This is a genomic window from Pseudomonas sp. 21LCFQ010 (genome assembly GCF_024129905.1).
In the GTDB taxonomy this organism is placed as follows: domain Bacteria; phylum Pseudomonadota; class Gammaproteobacteria; order Pseudomonadales; family Pseudomonadaceae; genus Aquipseudomonas.
Genome location: NZ_JAMYDZ010000005.1, coordinates 159,182 through 182,717, shown reverse-complemented (window position 1 = coordinate 182,717; position 23,536 = coordinate 159,182). Strand labels below are relative to the sequence as shown.

Sequence of the window (23,536 nt, the reverse complement as noted above, 5' to 3'; positions counted from 1 at the left end):
CTACTATGCCGCCCTCAGCGGTTTACCAGCCACCCGGAATCGTTATGCCTTTTCCCAATGCCATCACCTCACAGCGCACCTTGTTGTTCACCTTGGCATTGCTATTGGCAGGCGGTTTTCTGGTCACCTCGTTGCTGAGCTATTACGCCTCGCGCAGCTCGATCCGCGACAACATCATTCATACCGAGCTGCCACTGACCTCCGACACGGTTTACTCGGAAATCCAGAAGGACCTGGTGCGCCCAACCCTGATCGCCTCAATGATGTCGCGTGACACCTTCATGCGCGACTGGGTGGTGAGCGGCGAGAACAACCCCGAGCAGATCATCCGCTACCTGCGCGAGGTGCATGATCACTACGGCGCCTATACCTCATTTTTCATTTCCGAAAAGACCGGGATCTACTACCAGGCCAAGGGCATCCTCAAGACCATCAAGCCCGGCGAACCCCGCGATGCCTGGTACTACCGGGTTCGGGACATGAGCGAGCCCTACGAGATCAGCTTCGATCCGGACATGGCCAACCAGGACCGGCCGAGCTTCTTCATCAACTACAAGGTGTTCGACTACAACAATCGCTTCATCGGCGCCGCCGGGGTCGGGCTGACCGTTGATGCAGTGGTCAAGCTGATCGACCGCTACCAGCAGCGCTATGATCGCGGCGTATTTTTCGTCGACACCCGCGGCGTTGTGGTGCTCACCGGCACCAGCAGCAGCCCGCACGATCCGCAGGCCGGCCAGACGCTGCTGGACCTGCCCGGCCTGGGCACGCTCATGGAAAAACTGCCCCAGGCCAACAGCGATAGCTACGAGTACACCGCCGAAGGCGCTGACAGCTTCGTCAATGTGCGCTTCATCCCTGAACTGAACTGGTTCCTGTTCGTCACCAAAAAGGAAAACGGCGCGCTGGACGGCATCCGCCATTCACTCTACCTGAACCTGGCGATCTGCCTGGCGGTGACCCTGATCGTCATGCTGTTACTGAACAAGACCCTACACCGCTACCAGAGCCGCCTGGAAGCCCAGGCCACGCTCGACCCCCTGACCGGCCTGCCCAACCGTCGCGGTTTCAATCTGCTGGCCAGCAATACCCTGGACAGCCCCGGCCCGGTGACCGCCCTGCTACTGGACCTGGACCACTTCAAACACCTCAACGACACCCATGGCCATTTGGCAGGCGATGCAGTGCTGGCGGGCTTCGCGGAAGACCTCAAGAGTTGCCTGCGCCAGTCCGACGTGATTTGCCGCTGGGGTGGCGAAGAATTCATCGTGTTGCTCAAAGACAGCGACCTGGCCGGCGGCCAGCGCGTGGCCGAGCAGATTCGCCGGTTGGCTGAGCAACACGATTACTTTTTTTCCGGAAGCATGCTGCAGGTCACCGTCAGCGTCGGCCTGACCGAGCGCCTGCCCAACGACAACCTGCACGATCTGATCGCCCGCGCTGACCGGGCGCTGTATCAGGCCAAGCTAAGCGGCCGCAATCAAGTGTGCGTCGAGCGGGCAGTACCGGTATGAGTGCAATACCGCAGAGCAGCGCCATCGCCCAACGCTGCCCATTATGCGGCTACAGCAACGACTGCTCGCTGGCCGATCCGCGTACCGCCGCCCAGGCTTGCTGGTGCTTCAGTGTCAGCATCGACCCTGCCCGCCTCGCCGCCCTGCCCGATGACCTGCGCAATAAAGCCTGCCTGTGCCCGCGCTGCGCAGGGATTGTCGATACCCTGGCGCAGGACGGCGCCTGACCATGCGCCTGGATCGCTTCCTTGGCAACCTGCCCCAGTTCAGCCGCAAGCAAGTGCGGCTGCTCTTGATTGCTGGCCGGGTCCGGGTCGATGGCAACACCACCCGTGACCCGCTGCACGAGGTCCGCGAGTTCAGCCTCGTGCAACTGGACGACGAGGTGTTACAGGCAGGCAAGCCGGCGCGTTACTTCATGCTGCACAAACCGATGGGCTGCGTGAGTGCGACCCAGGATGATCGGCATCCGACGGTGCTCGACCTGCTGGATGTGCCGGACCGGCATGAACTGCACATCGCCGGGCGCCTGGACTTCAATACCACCGGCCTGATGCTGCTGACCAATGACGGCCAGTGGTCGCGGCGACTGACCCAGCCGCAGACCAAACTGCCCAAGGTGTATTACGTTGAAACCGAGCAGGTAATCGACGAACGGTATGTGGCGCGCTTCGCTGAAGGGTTCTATTTCGCCTTCGAAAACCTCACCACCCAGCCCGCTCACCTGACCCTGCTCGGCCCACGCCAGGCACGGCTGAGTATCGTCGAGGGCCGCTATCATCAGGTAAAGCGGATGTTCGGCCACTTCGATAACAAAGTGATGCGCCTGCACCGCGAAAGCATGGGCCCTTTGCTACTGGATGAGCGGTTGAAACCGGGCCGGTTTCGCGCACTGACGGCCCAGGAAGTCGACTCGATCTGACCGTCAGTCGGCCCACACCCCACGAAATGTGACTTCATACGAACGGCACTTGCGGGTTCCCGGATCGACTGCTTGAATCCAGACGTCGGTCCACATGTGACCGACAAGTCATACCCGCATTCTAAGAAACCTTTTTGCCGTACCAGGGCCATTCAGGCCCACGACAAATCGCCCGCCTAATAACAATACCTGTCGGACAGATGGTTCGGATCGACATGGGCTTTTAACCAAGGCATATGCCTACCTGTCACGAAACTCGTGCAAATTGATTTGCGCGTAACAAGCCGTTGAAAAACGCCGGCCGTTTTCGACTGCTTGGTAACCCTTGTCTACGCCAGGAGAAGACATATGAGCCCAGAAATCGCTGTGCTTGATATACAAGGACTGTTCAGGGTTTACACGGAATTCTATCGTGCAGACGCCGCGGAAAAGACCATCATCATGGTCAATGGCTCACTGGCCACCACCGCGTCCTATGCGCAGACCGTACGTAACCTGTACCCACAGTTCAACATCGTCCTGTTCGACCAGCCGTACGCCGGTCGTTCCAAACCGCACAACACCCACGAAGCACCGCTGAGCCGTGAGATAGAAGCCCATCTGCTGCTGGAACTGATCGAGCACTTCCATGCCGATCATGTCATGTCCTTTTCATGGGGCGGGGTGGCAACCCTGCTGGCCTTGGCGCAGCGTCCCAAGCGCATCGAGAAAGCCGTTGTCAGTTCGTTCTCGCCGGTCATCAACGACGCCATGCAGGACTATCTGCTGCGCGGCGTGAAACACCTGGGCGAACGTAACCGTTACGAAGTCGGTCACCTGATCAACGACACCATCGGCAAGCACCTGCCCTCGTTGTTCAAACGCTTCAACTATCGGCATGTCAGCAGTCTGGACCTGCACGAATACGACCAGATGCATCATCACATCACCCAGGTGCTGGCAGTCGACCCGCAGAACTACCTGGCAGCCGCGAGCAATATCAAAATCCCCGTCCTGTTCATGAACGGTGCGCTGGACGAATACACCAGTGGCCAGGATGTCCACCATTTCACCAAGTACGTGCAAGACTGCAGCTTCAGCACCATCCAGGACGCCGGTCATTTCCTCGACATGGAAAACAAGGCCGCCTGCCGCGACTCGAAACACGCCCTGCTGGGATTTCTGCAGCCAGGTGCGGTGTCTGCCAGCAATACCCGCCATGCCTACCACCAGCCACAGGGAACTCACGCATTTGCTCTTTGAAACCTGCCGTACCCGGCCCCAACCAAGCACATACATTCGCCGATGCCCACCAAAGCCTCTCGGCGAATGTTGCCTGAATGATCGGTCAGTAAATCAACGCTTCATTTAACCCGCTCTATCTGGTACAAAGTCAGGCGCGCAAAGCGGGTGTCGTATAATGGCATTACTCCAGCTTCCCAAGCTGATAACGAGGGTTCGATTCCCTTCACCCGCTCCACTCTTCCTCCGGTGACCATCGCTCACCGACGATAGCCTCAAAGCCAAGCAGTAACTGGCTTTGGCTATTCGCGATAAGCATCGCAACCTTCCTATCCCTGCCATCCAAACCAGCCATAGCGCCGTCGAATGAACGTGCGCAGCGACTGCCTGCATCATCCCCCTCCCGATCCAATATCGACGGCTACCTGCAACAAAAAGCACGGCCCCCAAGAAATGATGGCAATGTGCTAAATATTCGTTTTTCCGTCATCAGATCCAGAGTACATTTCCGAACTCGTGAAGCCCGGTTTGAATCCGAAGCCGGTTCCAAGCAAAAGTCTTTCGACTCAATCAATCGGTACATCACCGTCGCGCAGCGGTATTACGCGAGCGCCACGAATCCAGGGAAGGCATCAGGATGATTCATATCAGCAAGCAATCCAGGTCGCAGCCCAAGCAACACGCAGGCTTTCTATTGGGCCCCTGGCCTTGAGTGCGCTCAGCACGCCAATGACTCGCCAGGCGTTGCATCCGTTCTGCGATATCCCGGCAGCCGGCTAATCCAGATTCGGCTCAAAGACATTTTCGCGTATTGGACGCGGACGTCGTTAGCGAGCACCTGATTGATCAACTTGCATCGATCCGCGCGATTAACACTTATTAAAACAACACTTGATCAGCAACACGTGATGAAAAAAAGCCCAAGGAGTGCGCGATGTCATATAAGCATATAGTGTGTTCAGTCATAACAGCGGTGGCCACTGTCTATGGGCTTAACGCTCATGCCCTGTCCAGCGATAGCGGCTACGAAAAGGCCGCCATAGAACAGTTCAATACCTCCGCCAAAGCGCCCTGCATCAGCGATTTCCCCTGCTTCAGCATCAGCAATCAATACCCCCGGCAACCGCCCGCTTCTGTCGCGGCGTTCCCCTGGAGCGGCATTGATTACAAAACCGAACCAGAGAAGTACATGGCCGCGGTCCTGAGCTATGTTGTCGAAGGTAATACCGAAGTTGATTGGCAATTGCAGAACAACGCCGTACGCCCTTGGTACCACGCCCCCTGGATGCACGATAAACGCGAACCGGTCCATGGACTGACCATGGAAAGGCGCAGCCGCTTTCATGAATTGGGCCCCAACCAGACACGGCGGGCGAATAACTGGGCGGTAGGGTTCTACAACGAATTGGGTGCCAGTACCTTCGGCAACGTATGGGCAGACCCGGCACGGCCCGTAACCACCAACACGCTTTTCCCTGTAGGCACGGTCACCGCCAAGCTGTTGTTCACCGATGCCACCGATAGCGAAGCGCCCTATCTCAAGGGTAACAACCTGGTATGGAAAGCCGACATCGATGGTAACGGCCAGCCAAGGGCAGTCCGCCTGCTGCAAATGGATATCGCGGTCAAGGAACAGGCAGACGCGACCCATAGCGGCTGGGTGTTCGGTACCTTTGTATTCAACGGCGACCGTAAAGCGGCCAACTATTGGGATAATCTGATTGCTGTGGGTCTGGAATGGGGCAACTCGCCGAACCTGACCTACGCCGATTACCAGGCCGGCAAACGTCCTGAAGAGAGCTGGATCAACCCCGCAGCCAAGAGCATGTTCGCCAAGCGTGCACCCGATGACCAGATGGGTTACCTGGGCCGCATGAACGGCCCGGTCGACAGTCCACTGTCCAGCTGCATGAGCTGCCACGGCCGAGCCATGGACACTCGGGGCGAACGTGCACCAGAGTTCAACCCCAGCTACCCGGATAGCTGCCTCAGAGCAGTCGCGCTTCCCGGCAGCGACAATGAAACCTACGAGCGCGTGGCCGGCTGCAAGGTCAATGAAGCGGCGGTAGCGCCTTTCTACCGTAACCTCAAGTCCGGCGAGCCTTTTACGCCAGGATTCAACTCACTGGATTACTCGCTGCAGATGATGATTGGCGTTTCCAGCTGGCGTACCTGGACCCAGAAGAACTACCCGACGGTGGTCATGAACGACAATGCCAACCCCGGCATCAAGGGCACGGGGAACGAAGTCTCCACGCCAGTTAAGCCTGCTTTACCCAAAGCCGAGACACCCCTTAACCGCGGCAATTAAACCCTGCGACTGCCCGTGGTTCATCAGGTAAACACCACGGGCAGTGCAGCATGCAGGGCCAAGGCCGATCAGTTCAGGACAACAACTGATCCGGAAAAAGCCGCCGGTCAGGCCCGCGCCTGCCCCACCAGCGTAGGCTCCATCGCCGTTTCATCGGCCGGCATCGGATCAAAGCTGTCGGCCCGCGCCGCCCGCCACATCCTCTCGTAAAACTCACCCTCAACGTGGCCGCCAAGCAATGCTCCGGGCTTGAGGAACACATGCATTTGCGAGAACAGCTTGACCTCTGTGGCAGACATGCGCCGGACCAGATGCCGTGCCGTCAGTTGCCGTGGATGGGTCAAACCGGCGGCGGCGAGCATTTCGGCCAGGGCCTTCAAGGTACTGCGGTGGAAGTTATAAACCCGGGTCGCTTTGTCTTCGACCACCAGCGCGCGCTGGCGCAGCGGGTCCTGGGTGGCGACACCGGTCGGGCATTTGTTGGTGTGGCACGACTGGGACTGGATGCAGCCGATGGCGAACATGAAGCCGCGTGCGGCGTTGCCCCAGTCGGCGCCGATGGCCAGGACACTGGCAATATCGAAGGCGCTGATGATCTTGCCGCTGGCGCCGAGTTTGATTTTGTCGCGCAGGTTGATGCCCACCAGGGTGTTGTGCACGAACAACAGGCCTTCGCGCATCGGCACGCCAAGGTGGTCGGTGAACTCCACTGGCGCGGCGCCAGTGCCGCCCTCTGCACCATCGATCACGATGAAGTCTGGCAGGATGCCGGTTTCCAGCATGGCCTTGGCGATGCCCATGAACTCCCAGGGGTGGCCCAGGCACAGCTTGAAACCCACGGGTTTGCCGCCGGACAACTCACGCAGCCGGGCAATGAAGTGCATCAGTTCCAGCGGCGTGGAGAAGGCGCTGTGGCTCGATGGCGAGATGCAATCCTGGCCCATCGGCACGCCACGGGTGCTGGCGATTTCCTGGGTAACCTTGTGCTTGGGCAAGATCCCGCCATGGCCGGGCTTGGCGCCCTGGCTGAGCTTGATCTCGATCATCTTCACCTGGGGGTCGCCGGCCTGGCGGGCGAATTTCTCGGCATCGAACTTGCCGTCGTCTGTCCGGCAGCCGAAGTAGCCACTGCCCAGTTCCCAGACCAGATCACCACCGTGTTCGCGGTGGTAAGGGCTGATGCTGCCCTCACCGGTGTCATGGGAAAAATGGCCCATCTTCGCGCCTTTGTTCAACGAGCGAATCGCATTGGCGCTGAGCGAGCCGAAGCTCATGGCCGAGATGTTGAATACCGAAGCCGAGTAAGGCTGCGTGCATTGCGGCCCGCCGATCTCGACCCGAAAACTTTCAGGGTCTGACAAGGGCGCGGGGCGCATCGAATGGCTGATGAATTCGTAGCCGGTCTGGTAGACGTTCATCAAGGTGCCGAACGGTTTGTCCGAGGCTTCGCTTTTGGCCCGAGAGTAAACCAGCGCGCGCTGGGCGCGGGAAAACGGCGTGGCCTCGTCGTCGGCTTCAAGCAGATACTGGCGAATCTCCGGGCGGATGCCTTCGATCAGGTAGCGGATGTTGCCAAGGATCGGGTAGTTGCGCCGTACAGCATGACGCGACTGTAAAAGATCAAAGATGCCCTGCAGGCTCAACAACCCCAGCACCAGGGTGAATATCCAGAGCCATTCATGCTGGTGCACGAACGGCAGGGTCGCCAGGGTGAACACGACGCAGCAGACAAAGAACGCATAACGACTGAGCAGCGAAAAACTCATGGGATTTCCTTCTGGCATGGCACGGTAGGATCACCATAGCAATAATCCCCTGTTGTTGATGGATTCAAGCAACAGAGTGCCAGAAGGTTTACACGCCCCGCTCCGGTACTGGACAACTTCAAAGTTTGAAGCGACCCACCATTTGATTGAGATCGACAGCCAACCGCGACAATTCCTGGCTGGCGGAGTTGGTTTGTTTGGCTCCGGCCGAAGATTGCAGCGACAGGTCACGGATATTGACCAGGTTACGATCAACCTCTCGCGATACCTGTGCCTGCTCTTCAGCTGCACTGGCGATCACCAGGTTGCGATCGGAGATCAGGTTGACGCTCTTGGTAATCTCCTCAAGAGCCTCGCCAGCACTTCGAGCGGCATCCAGAGTGGCCTGAGCACGAGCGTTGCTGTTCTGCATCGAAACGACCGCCTGGCTGCTGCCTTGCTGGATGCCCCCGACCATCACCTCGATCTCTTGGGTCGACTGCTGAGTACGATGGGCAAGAGCCCTCACTTCATCGGCGACGACCGCGAAACCGCGCCCGGCTTCCCCCGCCCTTGCCGCTTCGATAGCCGCGTTGAGTGCCAACAGGTTGGTTTGTTCGGCAATGGCCCGGATGACATCCAGTACTTTACCGATGTCACGCGTCTGTTCCGCGAGGTTGCGTATCTGATCAGCGGTGTTGCCAACGTCTTCGTTCATTTTCTGGATGGCAGTGACGGTCTCTTGCACACGTTGACGGCCATGCAACGCAGAGGTACTGGATTGTTGCGACGCCGTAGAGGTGCTGACCGCGTTGCCGGCCACTTCTTCGACCGCTGCCGTCATTTCATTTACCGCGGTAGCCGCTTGCTCTATCTCGTTGCTTTGCTGCTGCAACGAACGTGACCCTTCCTCGGTGACGGCATTGAGTTCTTCGGCAGCAGAAGCCACCTGCGTTGCCGACCCGGAAATCTGCTGCAAGGTATCGCGCAGATTCATTTGCATCTTCCGCAATGCCTGCTGCAAGCGCGAAACCTCATCATGGCCATCGGGCTCGACAGTTTGCGTCAGATCGCCGCTGGCCACTGTTTCGGCGGCCTGCACGGCTTCATCCAGAGGACGCACAATGCTGCGGGTAAAAATCACCGCGAGCAGGGCCGTCATGATCGCAGCCAGCACCAGCACGGTGATAACAATATTACGCGCCGATAGATACTGGTCAGCGGCATCGGCAACAGCCTTGTCAGAATCCTGACGATTCACGTCCAGCAACCATTGAATCAACGGCGCCATCTGATCGGAGTAACGCTTCAGATCACCATTGATCAGGCCCAGAATTTCTCCGTCACGCTTGTCAATGGATGCTTTGCGCAGCGTGTCCTGCGCAAGCAGATAATTAGCGAGAGCTTCTTTGAGCTGACGAAATTTATCGGCCTCTTCGGCACTGCCTACCAAAGGCGCATACTCGTCCATGCTGGCGTTGACCTTTTTGGTCAGCACCTCAAGACGCGCTTCGCCTTTATCAATGTCTGCCTGCGAGCGACCTGCCTGGATAACGTACGAAACAGTACGCAAGCGGGTGGTGGTATCGGCCAGCTCACCGAGGATCCGAGTCGGCTTCAGGCTGTCCTGAGCAATACTCGTCGTGGCGTCGTAAAGGCTGGACATTTTATTGAGGCTCATCAGCCCCAAAAAAAGGACCAGCAACGCCATGATGCCGAAAAAAATCGACGCTCGTGGTGCAATACCAAAGTTACGCAGTCCCATCATTGCCGATCCCTTCGATTGATATTGAGAGGCTATCGGCATGACATGTCATAAATTGAAGCAATTGATGAATTGATTCATCAACCAAAATGTATGCTGGAAAGGCGACTTCAATAATCCTTGGCAGTCAACGACTCAGGCAGGCTGAACGTCACCTCCAGCCCATCGGCCCGATTGCTGAACACCAGACTGCCGCCGCAACGCTCGGCAATGGCTTCGACGATCGACAGGCCAAGGCCACTGCCGTCACTGCCGGTCTTGCGCCAGAAGCGCCGGGTCATGTTGGGGATCTGCTCTTGCGCCATTCCCGGTCCCCGGTCAGACACGCAGAACTGCAACCCCGCCTCGCTGTGACGCACCCAAAACTCGACCGGGCTTTGCGCCGAGGAGTGCCGCAGGGCGTTTTCCAGCAGGTTGCGCAGCGCCGACACCACCAGCGTGACCGGCGCCTGAATCGGCGCGGCGGGCAAGTCGGCCGCCAGTTGCAGGACCACTCGCGGGCGCTGCGCCGGGTCGATATCGGCAATGGCCATGCGTGCCACGTCCTCGGCCGAACCCTGCATGCCATCGTTAAAGTCCTGGCTGCCTTCGACCCGTGCCAGCAACAGCAATTGCTCAAGGGTGCGTTGCAGGCGATCGGCTCCAGCCTCGGCATGGGCCAACGACGGGTCGTCTTCGCCGTGCACCATCCTTGCCACTTGCAGGTGGGTCTTGATCGCGGTCAGCGGGCTGCGCAACTCATGGGCCGCATCGCCGCTGAAACGCCGCTCGCGCTCGATGGTCTGGGCAATGCGCGCAAACAATTGGTTCTGGGTGTCGACCAGCGGTTGCAGTTCACCGGCCAGAGCGCCCATCTGCAAGGGGTGTAACGAGTCGGCGTCGCGCCGGGTCAAGGCTTCGCGCATGACCTGCAAAGGCTTGAGTCCCTGCCCGACACAGAACCACAACAGCGCCAGACTGCCCAGCAAGGCGACCAGGACCGGCAAGGCGGCGGCGAACAGCACCGAGCGATTGAGATGGTCGCGGTCATTGAGTTTGTCAGCTGTGGTGATGCGTAAATTCCCCGCGACCAGGGTGAAGGTGCGCCATACGACGTCTTCGATCACCTGCTGGCTAAAACCGTGAGCCTCGGGCTCAAGGGCCTGATCAGGAGCGGTCTGGCTGCTGAGCAGCACCTCACCACGCAAGGAGCTGACCTGGCAGGCCATACCGTTGGCCACCGCCAGTTGCTCGGCACTGATCGGCACGCGCGAACCGTCCTTATCCTGAATATGGGGCAACTGGGCAAACAGACTCGCGACCATATGCGCCGATGCCTCCAGCCGGCCATCGAGCGAGCGCATCATCTGCCCGTGCAGGTTCTGTAACATCCAGGCTGCCGCCAACAGCCAGAGCAGCACGAAAAACGAGCCCAGCATGAGGGTCAGGCGCAGGCGCAGACTCATGACTCCACTTCTCGACCGGCCGGGCCTAATCGATAGCCCAGCCCGCGCACGGTTTCGATAATGCTGTTGCCGAGCTTGCGCCGCAGATGATGGATGTGCACGTTCAGCGCGTTACTCTCGACGTCTTCGCTGAAGCCGTACAGGGCATCTTTGAGGTTGTCGCTGCTGAGCACCCGGGTCGGGTTGTTGAGCAGCACCTGCAAGAGTGCCAGTTCACGGCGTGGCAAATGCACCGGCTCACTGTCAAGCCAGGCCTGGCACGTCCCCGGATCGAAGCGTAACGGGCCATGCTCGACGATGTTCACACTGCGCCCGGCGGCACGGCGCACCAGCGTATGCAGGCGCGCTGCCAGTTCGCGCAGGTCGAAGGGTTTGAGCAGATAATCATCGCCACCGGCCTGCAGACCGGTGACCCGGTCGGTGACCGCATCGCGTGCTGTGAGGATCAGCACCGGCAACTCCATGCCCTGCTGGCGCAGGCGTTGCAGCAGACGTATGCCGTCTTCATCGGGCAGGCCCAGATCGAGAATCAACACGTCGAAATGCCCCATGCGCAGGCTGGCCTCGGCGCTGCGTGCATCGGCCACATGGGTCACGGTAAGACTCATGGCATTGAGCCCGGCCACGATACCACTGGCGATCAGCGCATCGTCTTCGATCAGCAATACGTGCATGGGGCAACTCCGGTATCAATATCAGCCAATCATCGGCCATTTCGATTAAGACGGCATTATCGGACATGTCCGCGCCGTAAAACACTGCATCGCCCGCTATTAACCCGCTGTTAATGCCTCACTCGCATGCTGCCCGTCCACCGTGACTGAAACAGGGGCTCCCATGCGTACATTGATGTTGCTGATCGTGCTGCTGTTTTCTAGCGTGGTATCGGCCAACGGGTTGCTGGGCAGCCGGCAGGCTGAGTTTTTGCCCGCCGACCAGGCCTTTGCCTTGAGTATCGATGCGCAAGCCGATGGTTCGACCCAGCTGTACTGGCGAATAACCCCGGGCTATTACCTGTACAAGCAGCGCCTGCAATTCTCTGGGCTGACGCCTGAGCAAATGCCTTCGTTGCCAGAAGGCGAGGCTCATCATGATGACTACTTTGGCGACAGCGAGGTCTATCGTCACAGCTTAAGCCTGAGCATCCCGCCGGGTTCGGCCAGTTTGGTCAAGCTGAGCTGGCAGGGCTGCGCAGACGCCGGCCTGTGTTACCCGCCGCAAAGCCGGGAAGTGGCCTTGCAGGTAGACCCGGCTGAAAAACCGCCATTGCAGGCCACAGATCAGGCACTGTCCGGAATGCTGGAGCAGCAGACCCTGAGCTGGAGCCTGTTGATATTCTTCGGCCTGGGCCTGTTGCTGGCCTTCACGCCCTGCTCACTGCCCATGCTGCCGATCCTGGCCGCGATTGTGGTCGGCAAAGGCACTGGAGCCGGTCGGGGGTTGTTGCTGGCCGGTGTCTATGTGTTGAGCATGGCACTGGTGTACGCCGCCATGGGCGTGGCGGCAGCATTGCTCGGCGCCAACCTGCAGGCGGCGCTGCAACAACCCTGGGTGCTGGGCAGTTTTGCCCTGCTGTTCGTCATCCTGGCCTTACCGATGTTTGGTCTGTTCGAACTGCAACTGCCCGCCTTCTTGCGTGACCGGCTCGACAGTGCCAGCCAGCAGCAACGCGGCGGCAGTGTGTTGAGTGCCGGCCTGCTCGGGCTGTTTTCCGGGCTGATGATCGGCCCGTGCATGACCGCCCCCTTGGCCGCCGCGCTGCTGTTCATTGCGCAAAGCGGCAGTGCCCTGCACGGTGGCCTGGTGTTGTTTGCGCTGGGTCTGGGGATGGGCCTGCCGCTGCTGTTGCTGGTCACCGTAGGCAATCGCTTGCTGCCCAAGCCTGGGGCGTGGATGGAACAGCTCAAGGCGCTGTTCGGCTATGTGTTTCTTGCCACCGCACTGCTGGTCGCCCGCCCGCTGCTGGCTGATACCTTGTGGTTGGGGCTGTGGGGCGTGCTGGCAATCATGCTCGCAGCCTGGCTGCGCGATCTGGCCAGGCAGCGCAGCGCTCGCCGAGCAGCAGGCCGCGCCGCTGCCGGTGTATTGGGGGTGTGGGGCGTGCTGATGCTGGTCGGCGCTGCGGGCGGCGCGAGTGATCCTTGGCAGCCACTTTCGGTGTATGCCGGCCGCAGCGCGCCGCTGCTCAGCAGTGCGCCTGCCAGTCAAAAACTCGACTCACTGCAGGCGCTTGAAGAGCAACTGGCTCAAGCGCGTAATCAGGGCCAGTGGGTGCTGGTCGACTATTACGCCGACTGGTGCGTGTCTTGTAAAACCATGGAAGCCAAGGTGTTCGCCAACCCTGAGGTACAGGCCAGTCTCAGTGGCGTGCGCATCGTAAAACCTGATGTCACCCGCGCCGATACCGCCAGCCAGGCGCTGCTCAAGCGCTTTGAAGTACTGGGGCCGCCGACCCTGCTGTGGATCGGCCCGGATGGCAAGGAACGCCGCGAGGCGCGCATCACCGGTGAAGTAAGCGCTGACGAATTCATCCGCCATGCCAACGCCACCCTGAACCGAGGTTAAATCCAATACTTGTCAGTTAGACCAGTGGGAGCCAGCTTGCTGGCGAAGACGGCGGCACATTCGCAGCAGATGCTGTGACTTTACTGGCCTCTTCGCTACCAAGGTAGCTCCCACCGGGGACATAAAGCGCCTAATCGAACAGTATTGAGGTGACCCCTCAGATCCACACGTCGTTCTGCGCGGTGCGCTCGCCACCTTCATGCCCGGTGTTGAGCACCCCGCGAGGTTCGATGAGCAGCAGTTTGACCTCGTGCTCGGCGTACGGTTTATGCTCGACACCTTTAGCCACCACGTACAGCTCGCCGGTGCCCAACAGCACATGCCCGTCACGAAAATCGATGCGCAGATTACCGTCGAGCACCAGAAAGGTTTCGTCGGTCTCGGCATGGCAATGCCAGATGAACTCGCCCTGAATGCGCACCACCTTGAACTGGTAGTCGTTCATCTCGGCCACCACTCGGGGTGACCACTGCTCGTTGAGTAGCGAGACCTTGTGCAGCAGGTTGATCGATTGCGTGTTGAGCGGATTCATGGACTGACACTCCTGGCTGATTGAGTGGTGTCAGCTTAATGAGGCCAGGACGCTGGCTTCTTGTACGATCCTGCAACCTCAGCCTTGCATCTTCAACCAGCGCGACGGCGACAACCCATAACACTGTACAAAGTGCCGGGTCATATGGCTCTGGTCGAAGAAGCCGGCCGCCAGCGCCGCATCGACCAGGGTAAAACCCGAGCGCAGCAGTTGCCGACATAGCGCCAGGCGGCGCTGGGTCACGTAGCGATAGGGGCTGGTGCCGTACAGCGCACGAAAGTCGCGCGACAGACTCCAGCGCTCGCGGCCGCTGACCCGCTCCAGTTCATCCATGCTCACCTGGCCGCCCTGACAATCATGGATGTACTCGCGAGCGCGCTCGGCGGCCTGATAATCGAAACTGCGTCGGCCCTTGGGGTGACCGGACACCGCTTGCAGCGCCTGGGCCAGGTCGAACAGCGCGTCCTGTTCTTGCAGCGGCTCCAGCGGGCAATCCATGGCCTGCATGAACGTTTCGTTGGCCCGGTACAAACGCGGATCGGTCGACAGGCCGCCCTTGATAAACGGCAATGGCTGGCCGCCTAGAATCTGCTGGATCAACACCGGCTCGATATAAATCATCCGGTAATGAAAGCCCTCTTCGGTGCCCGCCATGCCGTCGTGCAATTCATCGGGATGCAACACCATGGTGCCGCCCGGCAGGCTGTGACACAGGCTTTTGCGGTACAGAAAACTCTGCACCCCTGACAAGGTACGGCCAATCGCGTAGGTATCGTGGCGGTGCGGGTCGTAACCGTGACCACCGAAAAACGCCTCGATGCGCTCGACCCTGGACGAGTGACCGCTGTGCACGACCCAATCAGTGCGCGGCGCCATGGATCACCTGCACAATGGGCTCGATCACGCCACTGGCCAGTGGCAGATCAGGGTCGCCATAGGCCGCGACATTGGCTTCATGATCGCCTTGCGGTACCGCCTTGAACACATGATTGACGCCCGCCAGGATACGCAACACCGAGCCCGGCCGGGCCGCATGCAGCGCCTCGGCGTCGTTGATCCCGACCTGCAGGTCGCTGTTACCCTGCAGGATCAGCACTGGCTTGTTGACCCGCGACAGCAACTGCGCCGGGTCGAGCGCGAAGCCACTGATCAGAAAGCTCTGCACCTCAGGTCTTAGCAACGGTTGCAACACGCCCGGCACTTCAGCCACCGGCACCCCGCGCTCCAGCGAGTCGATCACCGCCAGCGCGGCGTCCAGTTGCTTGCGCTCGACCGGGTTGCGGGCCAGTTGGCTGCGCAGCACCTGCCCCATCGGTCGGCCGGGGGCGGCCAGCAGGATCACCCCGCACAGGTCCGGGTTGTTCTGCGCCGCCAACATGGCGACCAGGCCCCCCTCACTGTGGCCCAGCAACCAGACGCAGCGATAGCGTTCACGCTGGGCCAGATAGCTCATCCATAAGCGCACATCGCTGGCGTAGTCCTGAACGGTCACCTGATTGGGATTGGCAATCGCTGCGCGGCTGCCAAACAGCCCGCGCTTGTCGATGCGCAAGCTGCTGATGCCTTGCCCGGCCAGCCCTTGGGCCAGCAGCCGGTAGGTGGCGGCACGAATGCCCAGCGGATTGTTACCGTCGCGGTCAGTCGGGCCTGCGCCTGGCACGATCAGCACCACCGGGGCCTGCGGGTCGGCGACAGCAACAAGGCTGCCCGAGAGCGCCCCCAAAGGACCTGGGACCTGCACGGTTTGCTCGGCAGCGAGCACCGGGATCGACATCAATGCCAGAGGCAATAGCAGCCTCTGCGTCCACTTCAAGAACATCTTCAACCTCAGCTCAGGCGCCGTTGGATCGGTCACGCCGCGCATGCTGCCTGCCGCCGCCCGGATTGGCAAATGTCCTGATCAACAAGCCCGGCTTCAGGCTGACCGGCGGATATCGAACTTTAAACCGGGCCGCTTCGAACCCAGTGCCATGTGCGCCAGGCCCGCCAACCACAGGACCGACACGCCGTAGTTGAGCCGCTGATACAGACCAAATAGATGCCCGGCCTCCAGCGCTTGAGCCATAAACGCCACACTGACAAGCGCCAGCACGGTACAGAGCGCGGAATAACCGCCAAAGCCGCGAGAGTGCAGCAGCCGCTTGCCCAGCAAGATCCAGAGGGCACTGGCCAGGGTCAGCGACAGGAACATGACCAGCCCGGCCAGGTTGTGCAGTTGTTGGGATGAGGACGGCTGCTCAGGTGCACAGCCCTGATCACAGGCAAAGTAGCCGGTGGCAAAACTGGCCAGACCATGCAGCGCAATCAGCGCGGCGCTCAGCTGCGCCAGACGCGACCCGCGAAAACGTTGGCTCACACCCAAGGCAAACAGCACGAACAACACGCCAAGCGGGTAGTTGTTGACCCATGGCGAGTAGCCGTGAGTAGCAGCGCCCTGCGCACCCAGTTGACTCATGGCTTGGTCGAGATGGCTGTAGCCGGGATAACCAAGCGCCGTGAACAGCACACCGAAAAACAGCCAGACGGGAATCAGCCGGCCCAGATTCAGGAAAATCGTTTGCATTGTTATTCCTTTAACTTGCTTGCGCAGATTGGCTTCAGTTCATTTCAGATACGAACGCAACAACGTGGAAATCTGCTCGATTTCGACCTGACGTTGTTCAGCGCTCAGCTCGGCATCGCCGAGGTGGTCGCGAATGTGCCCATCCATCACCTCGGCCATCAAGCCGTTGACCGCGCCGCGAATCGCCGCAATCTGCTGCAGGATCGCCATACAGTCTTTTTCATCTTCCAGCGCAGTTTCCAATGCATTGGCCTGGCCACGGATCTTGCGGACCCGGGTCAGCAACTGCTTCTTGCCCTTTACGGTATGAGCCATTAGCCTTCCTAAAACTATACTGGGGTATAGTATAAAACTTCATTTCTGGAGCACGCTGCTCATGATCACTCGTGACACCGGGCATTGCCTGCATTCGCATGAGTTTCACCAGCCCGATCTGTCAGCCGAACGCAAGACGCGAATCGCCATGTGGATCACGGCAGTGATGATGCTCGTGGAAATCGTGGGTGGTTGGCAATTCAATTCTATGGCATTGCTCGCCGATGGCTGGCACATGAGTTCCCATACCCTGGCACTGGGCCTGTCGCTGTTCGCCTATGCGGCCTCGCGACGGCTGGCCAGTGACCCGCGCTTCACCTTCGGCACCTGGAAAATCGAGATTCTGGGTGGCTACACCAGTGCCATCCTGTTGCTCGGCGTGGCCGGGCTGATGGTCTTTCAGTCCGTCGAGCGGCTGCTGTATCCCGGGCCAATCCACTACGACGAAGCCATCGTCATTGCCGTGGCGGGGCTGGCAGTGAATCTGCTGTGCGCCTGGTTGCTGCGTGACGACCATCACCATCACGGCCATGACCACCCTCATGACCACGGCCAGCATCACCACGACCTGAACCTGCGCTCGGCCTATCTGCATGTCCTGGCCGATGCAGCGACCTCGGTGCTGGCGATCATCGCCCTGCTGGCCGGCAAATTCTGGGCAGCCGGCTGGCTGGACCCGGTAATGGGCATTGTCGGCGCGATACTGGTGGGGGTATGGGCCAAAGGCTTGTTGCGTGACACCGCACGGGTGCTGCTGGATGCAGAAATGCAGGCACCGGTGGTGGCCGAGGTGCGCGAGGTGATCGAACAGTTGCCGGTCAGCTCGACATTGACAGACCTGCATGTGTGGCGGGTCGGCAAGGACCAGTACGCCTGCATGCTGAGCCTGGCCTGTAACGAGCCACTGGAAGCAGAAACGGTGCGCAATGCCTTGTCGATCCATCAAGAGCTGGTGCATGTGACGGTGGAAATCAACCGCCCGGCACCGGTCTGAAAAGCGCTTGAGCCGCACCGACCAGGCGGCGCGGCTGACGGTGGCTCACCCCTTGGCGGCGAGACACTCCACTTCTACCCGCGCATCCTTCACCAGACTGATACCGCCCAAAGCACTTCTGGACGGATAACGGTCAGCTTCGAAGTAGCGGGTGTAGACCTCGTTGAACTGGCCGAACTCGGCAATATCGGCCAGAAACACCGTGCATTTGACGACGTCCTGCATGCTGTGGCCATGGCTTTGCAGGATACGCTGGATGTTATCCATGGCTTGGCGCGACTCGGCTTCGATGCCGCCGCTGGCCAGCTTGCCGGTGCCTGGCAGCATCCCCAACTGGCCAGACAGATAGAGGGTATTGCCAACCTGGACAGCATCGGAAATGGGAAAGCCGCTGGCACCGGAATTGGCGAATTTGACCTGAGCTACGGCAGTCGTGGCGCCGAACAGGGCCAACAGGCCGAGCAGCAGTGAACGGGTGGTTTTCATGAAAGGTCCTTGATCTGATGAAACTGCATGCGGGCACTTCATAGTGAAGCGCCCGGCAGGCTATGTTTCCGATCAGGCCCGGTAAACCGGCAAACTGTCACGCGGCGCTGCTTGCACCCACAGCATGTAACCGCCCCCTCCCCGGCAATTACCTGAAGCGGTAGCTGGTGCTGAACATCAGCATGCGCGGATCACCCGGGAAGCACTGCGAGGTACTGGCACAGCTGGCGGTGTAATCCTTGTTGCTCAGGTTGCTGCCATTGACCGCAAAGCGCCATGGGCCGGTCTTGTAGTCGACCATCATGTCGTACAGGGTGTACTCGGGCGAATTGAAGCTGTTGGCCTGATCGCCGGCCTGTTCACCGATGTAACGTACTCCGGCACCGACTCCCAGGCCCGGCAGCAGGCTGGAGAGGTCATAACGCAGCCAGGCATTGGCCATGTGTTCGGGCACTTGCACCGGGCGATTGCCCTGGAAGTCATCGTTGCTCTTGGTGATTTCGGCGTCGATATAGCTATAGGTCGCCACCAGGTCGAGCTTATCGGTCAACTGGCCATGCAACTCGACTTCAGCGCCGCGGTGGCGCTGTTCACCCACCTGCACACTGAAACCGCTGTTGTTCGGGTCGGTGGTGGTGACGTTCTGGCGCTTGAGGTCATACACCGCGAACGTCACATCGAAGGCCTTGCTCGGCGACTGGTACTTGATGCCGGCCTCGACCTGTTCACCGGTTTCCGGCTCGAAGGCCTTGCCACTGACATCACTGCCAGTGACCGGCACGAACGACTCGCTATAGCTGATGTACGGCGACCAGCCGCTCTCGAAGGCGTACAACAGCCCCACCCGGCCGGTGGTGGCGTTCTCGTCAGTGGTGGTGCGGGTCGTGCCGCGATGGGACTTGAGTTCCGAGTCATCGTGGCGCAAGCCCAGCAGCAGGTTCCAGCCGTCACCGAACTTGATCTGGTCTTGCAGGTACAGGCCGCGCTGCAGCAGGTCTTCGGTGCCGCTGGTGGCAGCCTGAAAAGTCTTTGCTCCGGGCGTCACGTTGTAAGACGGGTTGTACAGGTCGATCGCCGCCAGAGTCGAGGTGTGACGGGTGTCATCGGTATGGAAGTCGAACCAGTCCAGCCCAACCAATACGTCGTGGCTCAGCGGGCCACTGTCGAACTGCACGTTGAGCTGGTTATCCATGGTGAACACTTCACCTTTGACATCTCGCCACTGGATCTGGCGGTTGTAGTTGCGCTTGTTGGCGGCCAGCGAGGTGGGGCTGGCGAACGCGCCGTCCAGGTCGTATTCGTTGTAGCGCAGCTTCTGGCGGAAGCTGACGTTGGGTGCGAACCGATGCTCCAGCTCATAGCCGAACATCCGCTGCTCGGTGGTGTAGTTGTCGATGCCCGGCACCCCGACAAAACGGTCGCGGTCGATCTTGCCGTTGGGGTTAGCGAGCACGGTGCCCTCAGCCGGCAGGCCACGGATCGGCACGTAGTGGCTCTTCTGGTAACTGGCCAGCAGGGTCACGCTGGTGTCGTCATTGATGTCCCAGGTCAGCGACGGGGCGATGTAACTGCGGTCGCGGTCGACGTGATCGACGATGTCATCGCTGGAGGAGTACAGCGCCACCAGACGATAGCGCAGGCTGGCATCGGCATTGAGGCTGTCAGACAGATCGGCGGTGTATTTGCGCTGGCCGTAGTTACCCAGGCCCATGCCCACTTCGGCCTGTGGCTGATCGGTGGGCCGCTTGCTGACCTGGTTGATCACCCCGCCCGGTGCGATCTGGCCATACAGAATCGAGGCCGGCCCCTTGAGCACTTCAATGCGTTCGAAGGCAAACGGGTCGCTCTGGATCCACATGTCCGAATCCATGCGCATGCCATCAACGAACTTGTAGGCACTCTGGACGAAGCCGCGCACGATAAAGTCATCCAGCCCCCGGCGCCCGCGCTGGCCGGCATTGACCCCGGCGGTATAGCGCAGGCTCTCGGCCAGCGACTGGGCGTTCTGGTCACGCAACTGCTCGCTGCCGATCACACTCACCGTTTGCGGCGTTTCGTTCAGCGGGGTATTGGTCTTGGTCGCACTTTGCGCGCGGTCAGCCTTGTAACCGGTGAACGGGGCGGTGCTGGAGGTCTGTTCATAGCTGGACTGGACAGTGGTATCGGGCAGCTCCAGTGCCTGGCCAGCCGACGTCGGGCTGTTGTCGGCCATGACCGCCGGGCTGATAGCCAGTAAACCAATGGCCGTACCACGGGCAGCCGAGACGAGGGGACGTGAAAAATGCCGCATGCGGGTGTACCTGAAGAGGAGAAATAGGCGGAGTGCGCGTATTAAATAGAAACAAATATCATTTGTGAATCTCTTTTATATACACCACCGCTAACCCATCTGCCAGCCGTCAGTGCTCGCCATAAACTCACTGTCCAATGCCAGTGCTGCCTTGAAAACCGGGTCATGGGAGACCACCACCAGTGTCCCGGTATAAGCCCGCAGCATGGCTTCCAACGCCTGAAGGGACGGCAGGTCCAGGTGATTGCCCGGTTCGTCGAGCAACAGCAGTTGCGCGGGCGTCTCGGCGTACAGGGCCAACGCCAGCGCGGCCTTGACCTGTTCGCCACCGCTGAGCCGGGCGCTGGGCATCAGGATCTGTTGCGCATCAAGCCCCAACTGCGCCAGACGCATGCGCAGCACAGCTTGCGGCTCGCGCCGGTTCAGCGCTTGCAATTGCTCAAGCACCGAACGATGCGGCAGCAACAGGCTCAGTGGCTGATCCAGCAGCACGCTGGCGACTGACACCCGACAATGCCCTGCCAGCGGTGCCTGCTGACCGGCCAGCAGGCGTAACAGACTGGATTTGCCGCAACCGTTCGGCCCGCTGATTGCCAGCCGCTGACCGCTGCGCAGGGCCAGGTTGATCTGTTGCCTGACCGGAACATGCGCCAGTTCGACATCAAGCAACTCGGCCACCCAACGTTGCGGCGGCGTATCGACCGGCGCAACGTGCAGGTTGATCAGCCGCTCGTCGTCCAATTGCCTGGCGGCCTCACGGACATTGGCTGCCAGGCGGGCGGTCTCGTCCAGCTGCCGTTGCTGTTGTCGACCTGCCGACTGTTCGCTGCGCTGCTTCTGGCGGCCCAGCAGGATCCTGGCCTGATTGGCCTCGCGCCCCTGGCGCTGGCCTTGCGCCTGACGGCGCTGCTGGCATTGCTGCTGCTCACGCAGCGCTTGCTGGCCGCGTTTGAGCTCCAGACGCCGCTGTTGCAAGTGCTGTTCGGCACCGTGCTGTTCGGCGGCCTTGCAGCGGACGTAGTGCGGGTAATCGCCGCCATAGCTGTGCAGCCCCGAGGGGGTCAGCTCGACGATGCGCTGCATGGCCCCCAGCAACTGCCGGTCGTGACTGATCACCAGCAAACCGCCCGGCCAGCGTTGCAGTTGCTCGTTCAGCGCCGCTCGGCTCGACGCATCAAGGTGGGTGCTCGGCTCATCGAGAATCAGAAAATCAGCCTGCGACAACATCGCGCCCAGCAGCGCCACGCGCATGGCTTGGCCCCCGCTGAGCTCAGACGCCGGGGTGGTGGCTTGCAGATGCCCAAGGCCAACCGATTGCAACGCCTGCTCCAGGCGCTGACGAATATCCCAACGCTCGCCGACGGCGTCGAAATCCTCAATGGCCGTGCTACCGGCCTCAATGCGCTGCAAAGCCTCCAGCACCGTCTGCACACCGGCCAGTTCGGCGACACAGGCGCCATTGGCCTGCTGGGCCAGGTAATGCACCCGCCCGCTGCGCAGGCAACGGCCACTGGCAGGTTGAAGCTGGCCGGCAAGAATCCGCGCCAGCATGCTTTTGCCGACACCATTGCGCCCCACCAGCCCGGTCGGCTGCTGGTCGAACTGTGCACTGAGATGTGTAAAAAGCGGTCTGCCATCAGGCAACACAAAACAAACGCTATCAAGCGTCAGACAAGGGCCCGTCATATGAACTCCACAGATGCCGAAAACACCCCGCAGCAAAGCGGGCTAGTTAAACGAGCCGTCAAAGGACGGCGGCATCAATGGCGCATCGGACGAACACCTCAATCGGAGGAAACAAGCGCCACACTTTAGCGCCGATCAGGCATGGGTCAAGTGCCGGTGGTCTTCAAGCATTGCACCTGCAACAAGTCGCTGGACAATTCCCTGCATTCGAAACGTACCGGCAAGAAACACTCGATCACGCTGATATTGCTCTGCAAGTGCTCGCTCACATGTGTGGTGGTAAAGCTGCCGCCACCGGCCAGCGCCATGGGCAACAGCAATTGATCAGCCAGATGCTCAGCCACCGCCGCCTCACTGGCCAGCCAGCGCCGTGCGCCGTCCACCGCCAGGTCAGCGACCTTCTCGGCCCGCAGGCTGGCCTGACCCAGCGCACTGAACAGCTCAGTCAGGTGCTCGCAGGTGAACTCCAGCAACAGGGCATTGCCCGGTCCGCGTTCGGCATCCAGCACCTGGCGCAACAACTCTGCCGGCTGCAGGTCCAGCCGCCTGGCCGCCCGCCCCAGTTCACGTTCGGCCACATGCCCGGCCACTGCGGCACTGAGCGCCGTGGCACGCCGCGCCAGCACGCGACCACGCTCGTTCAGGTGCAGCGGCTGCAACGCCGAAGGCTGAATGATTGCCTGTAGCTCACCACCACCGGCCGGCACAAAACCATGGCGCAGCAACTCAAGCTCGACCTGCGCGCCCATACGTTGCAACAACGGCACAAAGGCCCGCTGGAGAAAATCCGCCGGTGGTGCCAGCGGGTTGTGGGTGCCGCCCGTGACATTCACCCGGCTGGGTGCTGGTGCCTGTAACAGCGCAGGCAAAAGGGTCTGCAATACCAGGCTGCAACTGCCGGCAGTGCCGATGCTGAAGCGGTAATCACCGCCACGGACCGGGCCGGGTACAAAGCTCAGCGATTGAGAATGCAACTGCGCACCCTCGGTGTGTGCAGTGCAAATCTCGGCCGCTGCCAGCACCGCTGTCAGATGCTGACGCAACAGTCCTGGCCGACTGCGCCGGGCGCGGATATTGTGGATATGCAGCGGTTGGCCGGTGATCATCGACAGGCTCAAGGCACTGCGCAGCACCTGCCCGCCGCCGATCGCGCCGTCCAGTTCAATGACGTGTTTCATCGTT

Annotated in this window: 21 protein-coding genes and 1 tRNA gene; 8 read left to right on the top strand and 14 right to left on the bottom strand. The window is 60.4% G+C overall.

What is annotated here, in order from left to right:
- The first annotated feature begins 44 nt into the window (after positions 1–44).
- The 5 genes from NJC38_RS08670 to NJC38_RS08650 all read left to right on the top strand — a co-directional run bounded on the left by NJC38_RS08670 (position 45) and on the right by NJC38_RS08650 (position 3,895).
- Positions 45–1,514 carry a sensor domain-containing diguanylate cyclase gene (locus tag NJC38_RS08670; RefSeq protein WP_045488371.1) on the top strand — a complete coding sequence of 490 codons (1,470 nt, stop codon included), beginning with the start codon at positions 45–47 and terminating at the stop codon, positions 1,512–1,514.
- Positions 1,511–1,741 carry a cysteine-rich CWC family protein gene (locus NJC38_RS08665; RefSeq protein WP_045488369.1) on the top strand — a complete coding sequence of 77 codons (231 nt, stop codon included), beginning with the start codon at positions 1,511–1,513 and terminating at the stop codon, positions 1,739–1,741. Before NJC38_RS08670 ends, NJC38_RS08665 begins: the two co-directional genes overlap by 4 nt.
- Positions 1,742–1,743: 2 nt before the next feature.
- Positions 1,744–2,436 carry a pseudouridine synthase gene (locus tag NJC38_RS08660; protein ID WP_253113351.1) on the top strand — a complete coding sequence of 231 codons (693 nt, stop codon included), beginning with the start codon at positions 1,744–1,746 and terminating at the stop codon, positions 2,434–2,436.
- A 348-nt stretch (positions 2,437–2,784) separates the two neighbouring features.
- On the top strand, positions 2,785–3,678 hold the full coding sequence (locus NJC38_RS08655; RefSeq protein ID WP_045488363.1) for an alpha/beta hydrolase: 894 nt from the start codon (positions 2,785–2,787) through the stop codon (positions 3,676–3,678).
- Between the two features lie 143 nt (positions 3,679–3,821).
- Positions 3,822–3,895: transfer RNA gene (locus NJC38_RS08650), tRNA-Gly, on the top strand.
- A gap of 720 nt (positions 3,896–4,615) precedes the next feature.
- Here NJC38_RS08650 and NJC38_RS08645 read toward each other — a convergent pair.
- Positions 4,616–4,969, bottom strand: coding sequence for a hypothetical protein (locus NJC38_RS08645; RefSeq protein WP_253113348.1), 354 nt, complete (start codon positions 4,967–4,969; stop codon positions 4,616–4,618).
- Positions 4,970–4,978: 9 nt separating this feature from the next.
- Between NJC38_RS08645 and NJC38_RS08640 the strand changes: the two genes are divergently transcribed.
- A complete protein-coding gene (locus NJC38_RS08640; protein WP_253113345.1) occupies positions 4,979–5,968 on the top strand; it encodes a hypothetical protein in 990 nt (329 codons plus the stop codon).
- A 107-nt stretch (positions 5,969–6,075) separates the two neighbouring features.
- Here the strand turns inward: NJC38_RS08640 and NJC38_RS08635 are convergent, their stop codons facing one another.
- From NJC38_RS08635 to NJC38_RS08620, 4 genes are all read right to left on the bottom strand, one after another.
- Positions 6,076–7,734 carry an FMN-binding glutamate synthase family protein gene (locus tag NJC38_RS08635; protein WP_253113342.1) on the bottom strand — a complete coding sequence of 553 codons (1,659 nt, stop codon included), beginning with the start codon at positions 7,732–7,734 and terminating at the stop codon, positions 6,076–6,078.
- A gap of 118 nt (positions 7,735–7,852) precedes the next feature.
- On the bottom strand, positions 7,853–9,478 hold the full coding sequence (locus NJC38_RS08630; RefSeq protein WP_253113691.1) for a methyl-accepting chemotaxis protein: 1,626 nt from the start codon (positions 9,476–9,478) through the stop codon (positions 7,853–7,855).
- Between the two features lie 110 nt (positions 9,479–9,588).
- A complete protein-coding gene (locus NJC38_RS08625; RefSeq protein ID WP_045488318.1) occupies positions 9,589–10,923 on the bottom strand; it encodes an ATP-binding protein in 1,335 nt (444 codons plus the stop codon).
- Positions 10,920–11,597, bottom strand: coding sequence for a response regulator (locus NJC38_RS08620; RefSeq protein WP_045488315.1), 678 nt, complete (start codon positions 11,595–11,597; stop codon positions 10,920–10,922). Before NJC38_RS08620 ends, NJC38_RS08625 begins: the two co-directional genes overlap by 4 nt.
- A gap of 163 nt (positions 11,598–11,760) precedes the next feature.
- Between NJC38_RS08620 and dsbD the strand changes: the two genes are divergently transcribed.
- Positions 11,761–13,488, top strand: a complete 1,728-nt coding sequence (gene dsbD, locus NJC38_RS08615) for a protein-disulfide reductase DsbD (protein WP_253113339.1) — start codon at positions 11,761–11,763, stop codon at positions 13,486–13,488.
- 157 nt (positions 13,489–13,645) lie between these two features.
- Here dsbD and NJC38_RS08610 read toward each other — a convergent pair whose 3' ends face one another.
- The 5 genes from NJC38_RS08610 to NJC38_RS08590 all read right to left on the bottom strand — a co-directional run bounded on the left by NJC38_RS08610 (position 13,646) and on the right by NJC38_RS08590 (position 16,898).
- Positions 13,646–14,020 carry a cupin domain-containing protein gene (locus NJC38_RS08610; protein WP_253113336.1) on the bottom strand — a complete coding sequence of 125 codons (375 nt, stop codon included), beginning with the start codon at positions 14,018–14,020 and terminating at the stop codon, positions 13,646–13,648.
- A 78-nt stretch (positions 14,021–14,098) separates the two neighbouring features.
- Positions 14,099–14,896, bottom strand: a complete 798-nt coding sequence (locus NJC38_RS08605; RefSeq protein ID WP_253113333.1) for an AraC family transcriptional regulator — start codon at positions 14,894–14,896, stop codon at positions 14,099–14,101.
- Positions 14,880–15,839, bottom strand: a complete 960-nt coding sequence (locus NJC38_RS08600; RefSeq protein ID WP_084710240.1) for an alpha/beta fold hydrolase — start codon at positions 15,837–15,839, stop codon at positions 14,880–14,882. The genes NJC38_RS08605 and NJC38_RS08600 overlap by 17 nt, the downstream gene beginning before the upstream one ends.
- 96 nt (positions 15,840–15,935) lie before the next feature.
- Positions 15,936–16,583, bottom strand: coding sequence for a DUF998 domain-containing protein (locus tag NJC38_RS08595; RefSeq protein WP_045488307.1), 648 nt, complete (start codon positions 16,581–16,583; stop codon positions 15,936–15,938).
- Positions 16,584–16,622: 39 nt separating this feature from the next.
- Positions 16,623–16,898, bottom strand: coding sequence for a metal/formaldehyde-sensitive transcriptional repressor (locus NJC38_RS08590; RefSeq protein WP_045488305.1), 276 nt, complete (start codon positions 16,896–16,898; stop codon positions 16,623–16,625).
- 61 nt (positions 16,899–16,959) lie between these two features.
- On the opposite strand from NJC38_RS08590, the gene dmeF reads away from it, so the two are divergent.
- Entirely contained in the window at positions 16,960–17,892 is a 933-nt protein-coding gene (dmeF, locus tag NJC38_RS08585; protein WP_045488302.1) for a CDF family Co(II)/Ni(II) efflux transporter DmeF, read from the top strand.
- Between the two features lie 45 nt (positions 17,893–17,937).
- Here the strand turns inward: dmeF and NJC38_RS08580 are convergent, their stop codons facing one another.
- From NJC38_RS08580 to rtcA, 4 genes are all read right to left on the bottom strand, one after another.
- On the bottom strand, positions 17,938–18,378 hold the full coding sequence (locus NJC38_RS08580; protein ID WP_045488299.1) for a Rid family detoxifying hydrolase: 441 nt from the start codon (positions 18,376–18,378) through the stop codon (positions 17,938–17,940).
- Between the two features lie 148 nt (positions 18,379–18,526).
- The gene (locus NJC38_RS08575; RefSeq protein ID WP_253113330.1) at positions 18,527–20,668 is read right to left on the bottom strand and encodes a TonB-dependent siderophore receptor; all 2,142 of its coding nucleotides are present in this window, start codon (positions 20,666–20,668) and stop codon (positions 18,527–18,529) included.
- A 90-nt stretch (positions 20,669–20,758) separates the two neighbouring features.
- Entirely contained in the window at positions 20,759–22,354 is a 1,596-nt protein-coding gene (locus NJC38_RS08570; protein WP_253113327.1) for an ATP-binding cassette domain-containing protein, read from the bottom strand.
- Positions 22,355–22,500: 146 nt separating this feature from the next.
- A complete protein-coding gene (gene rtcA, locus NJC38_RS08565) occupies positions 22,501–23,532 on the bottom strand; it encodes an RNA 3'-terminal phosphate cyclase (RefSeq protein WP_253113324.1) in 1,032 nt (343 codons plus the stop codon).
- Positions 23,533–23,536 lie beyond the last annotated feature (4 nt).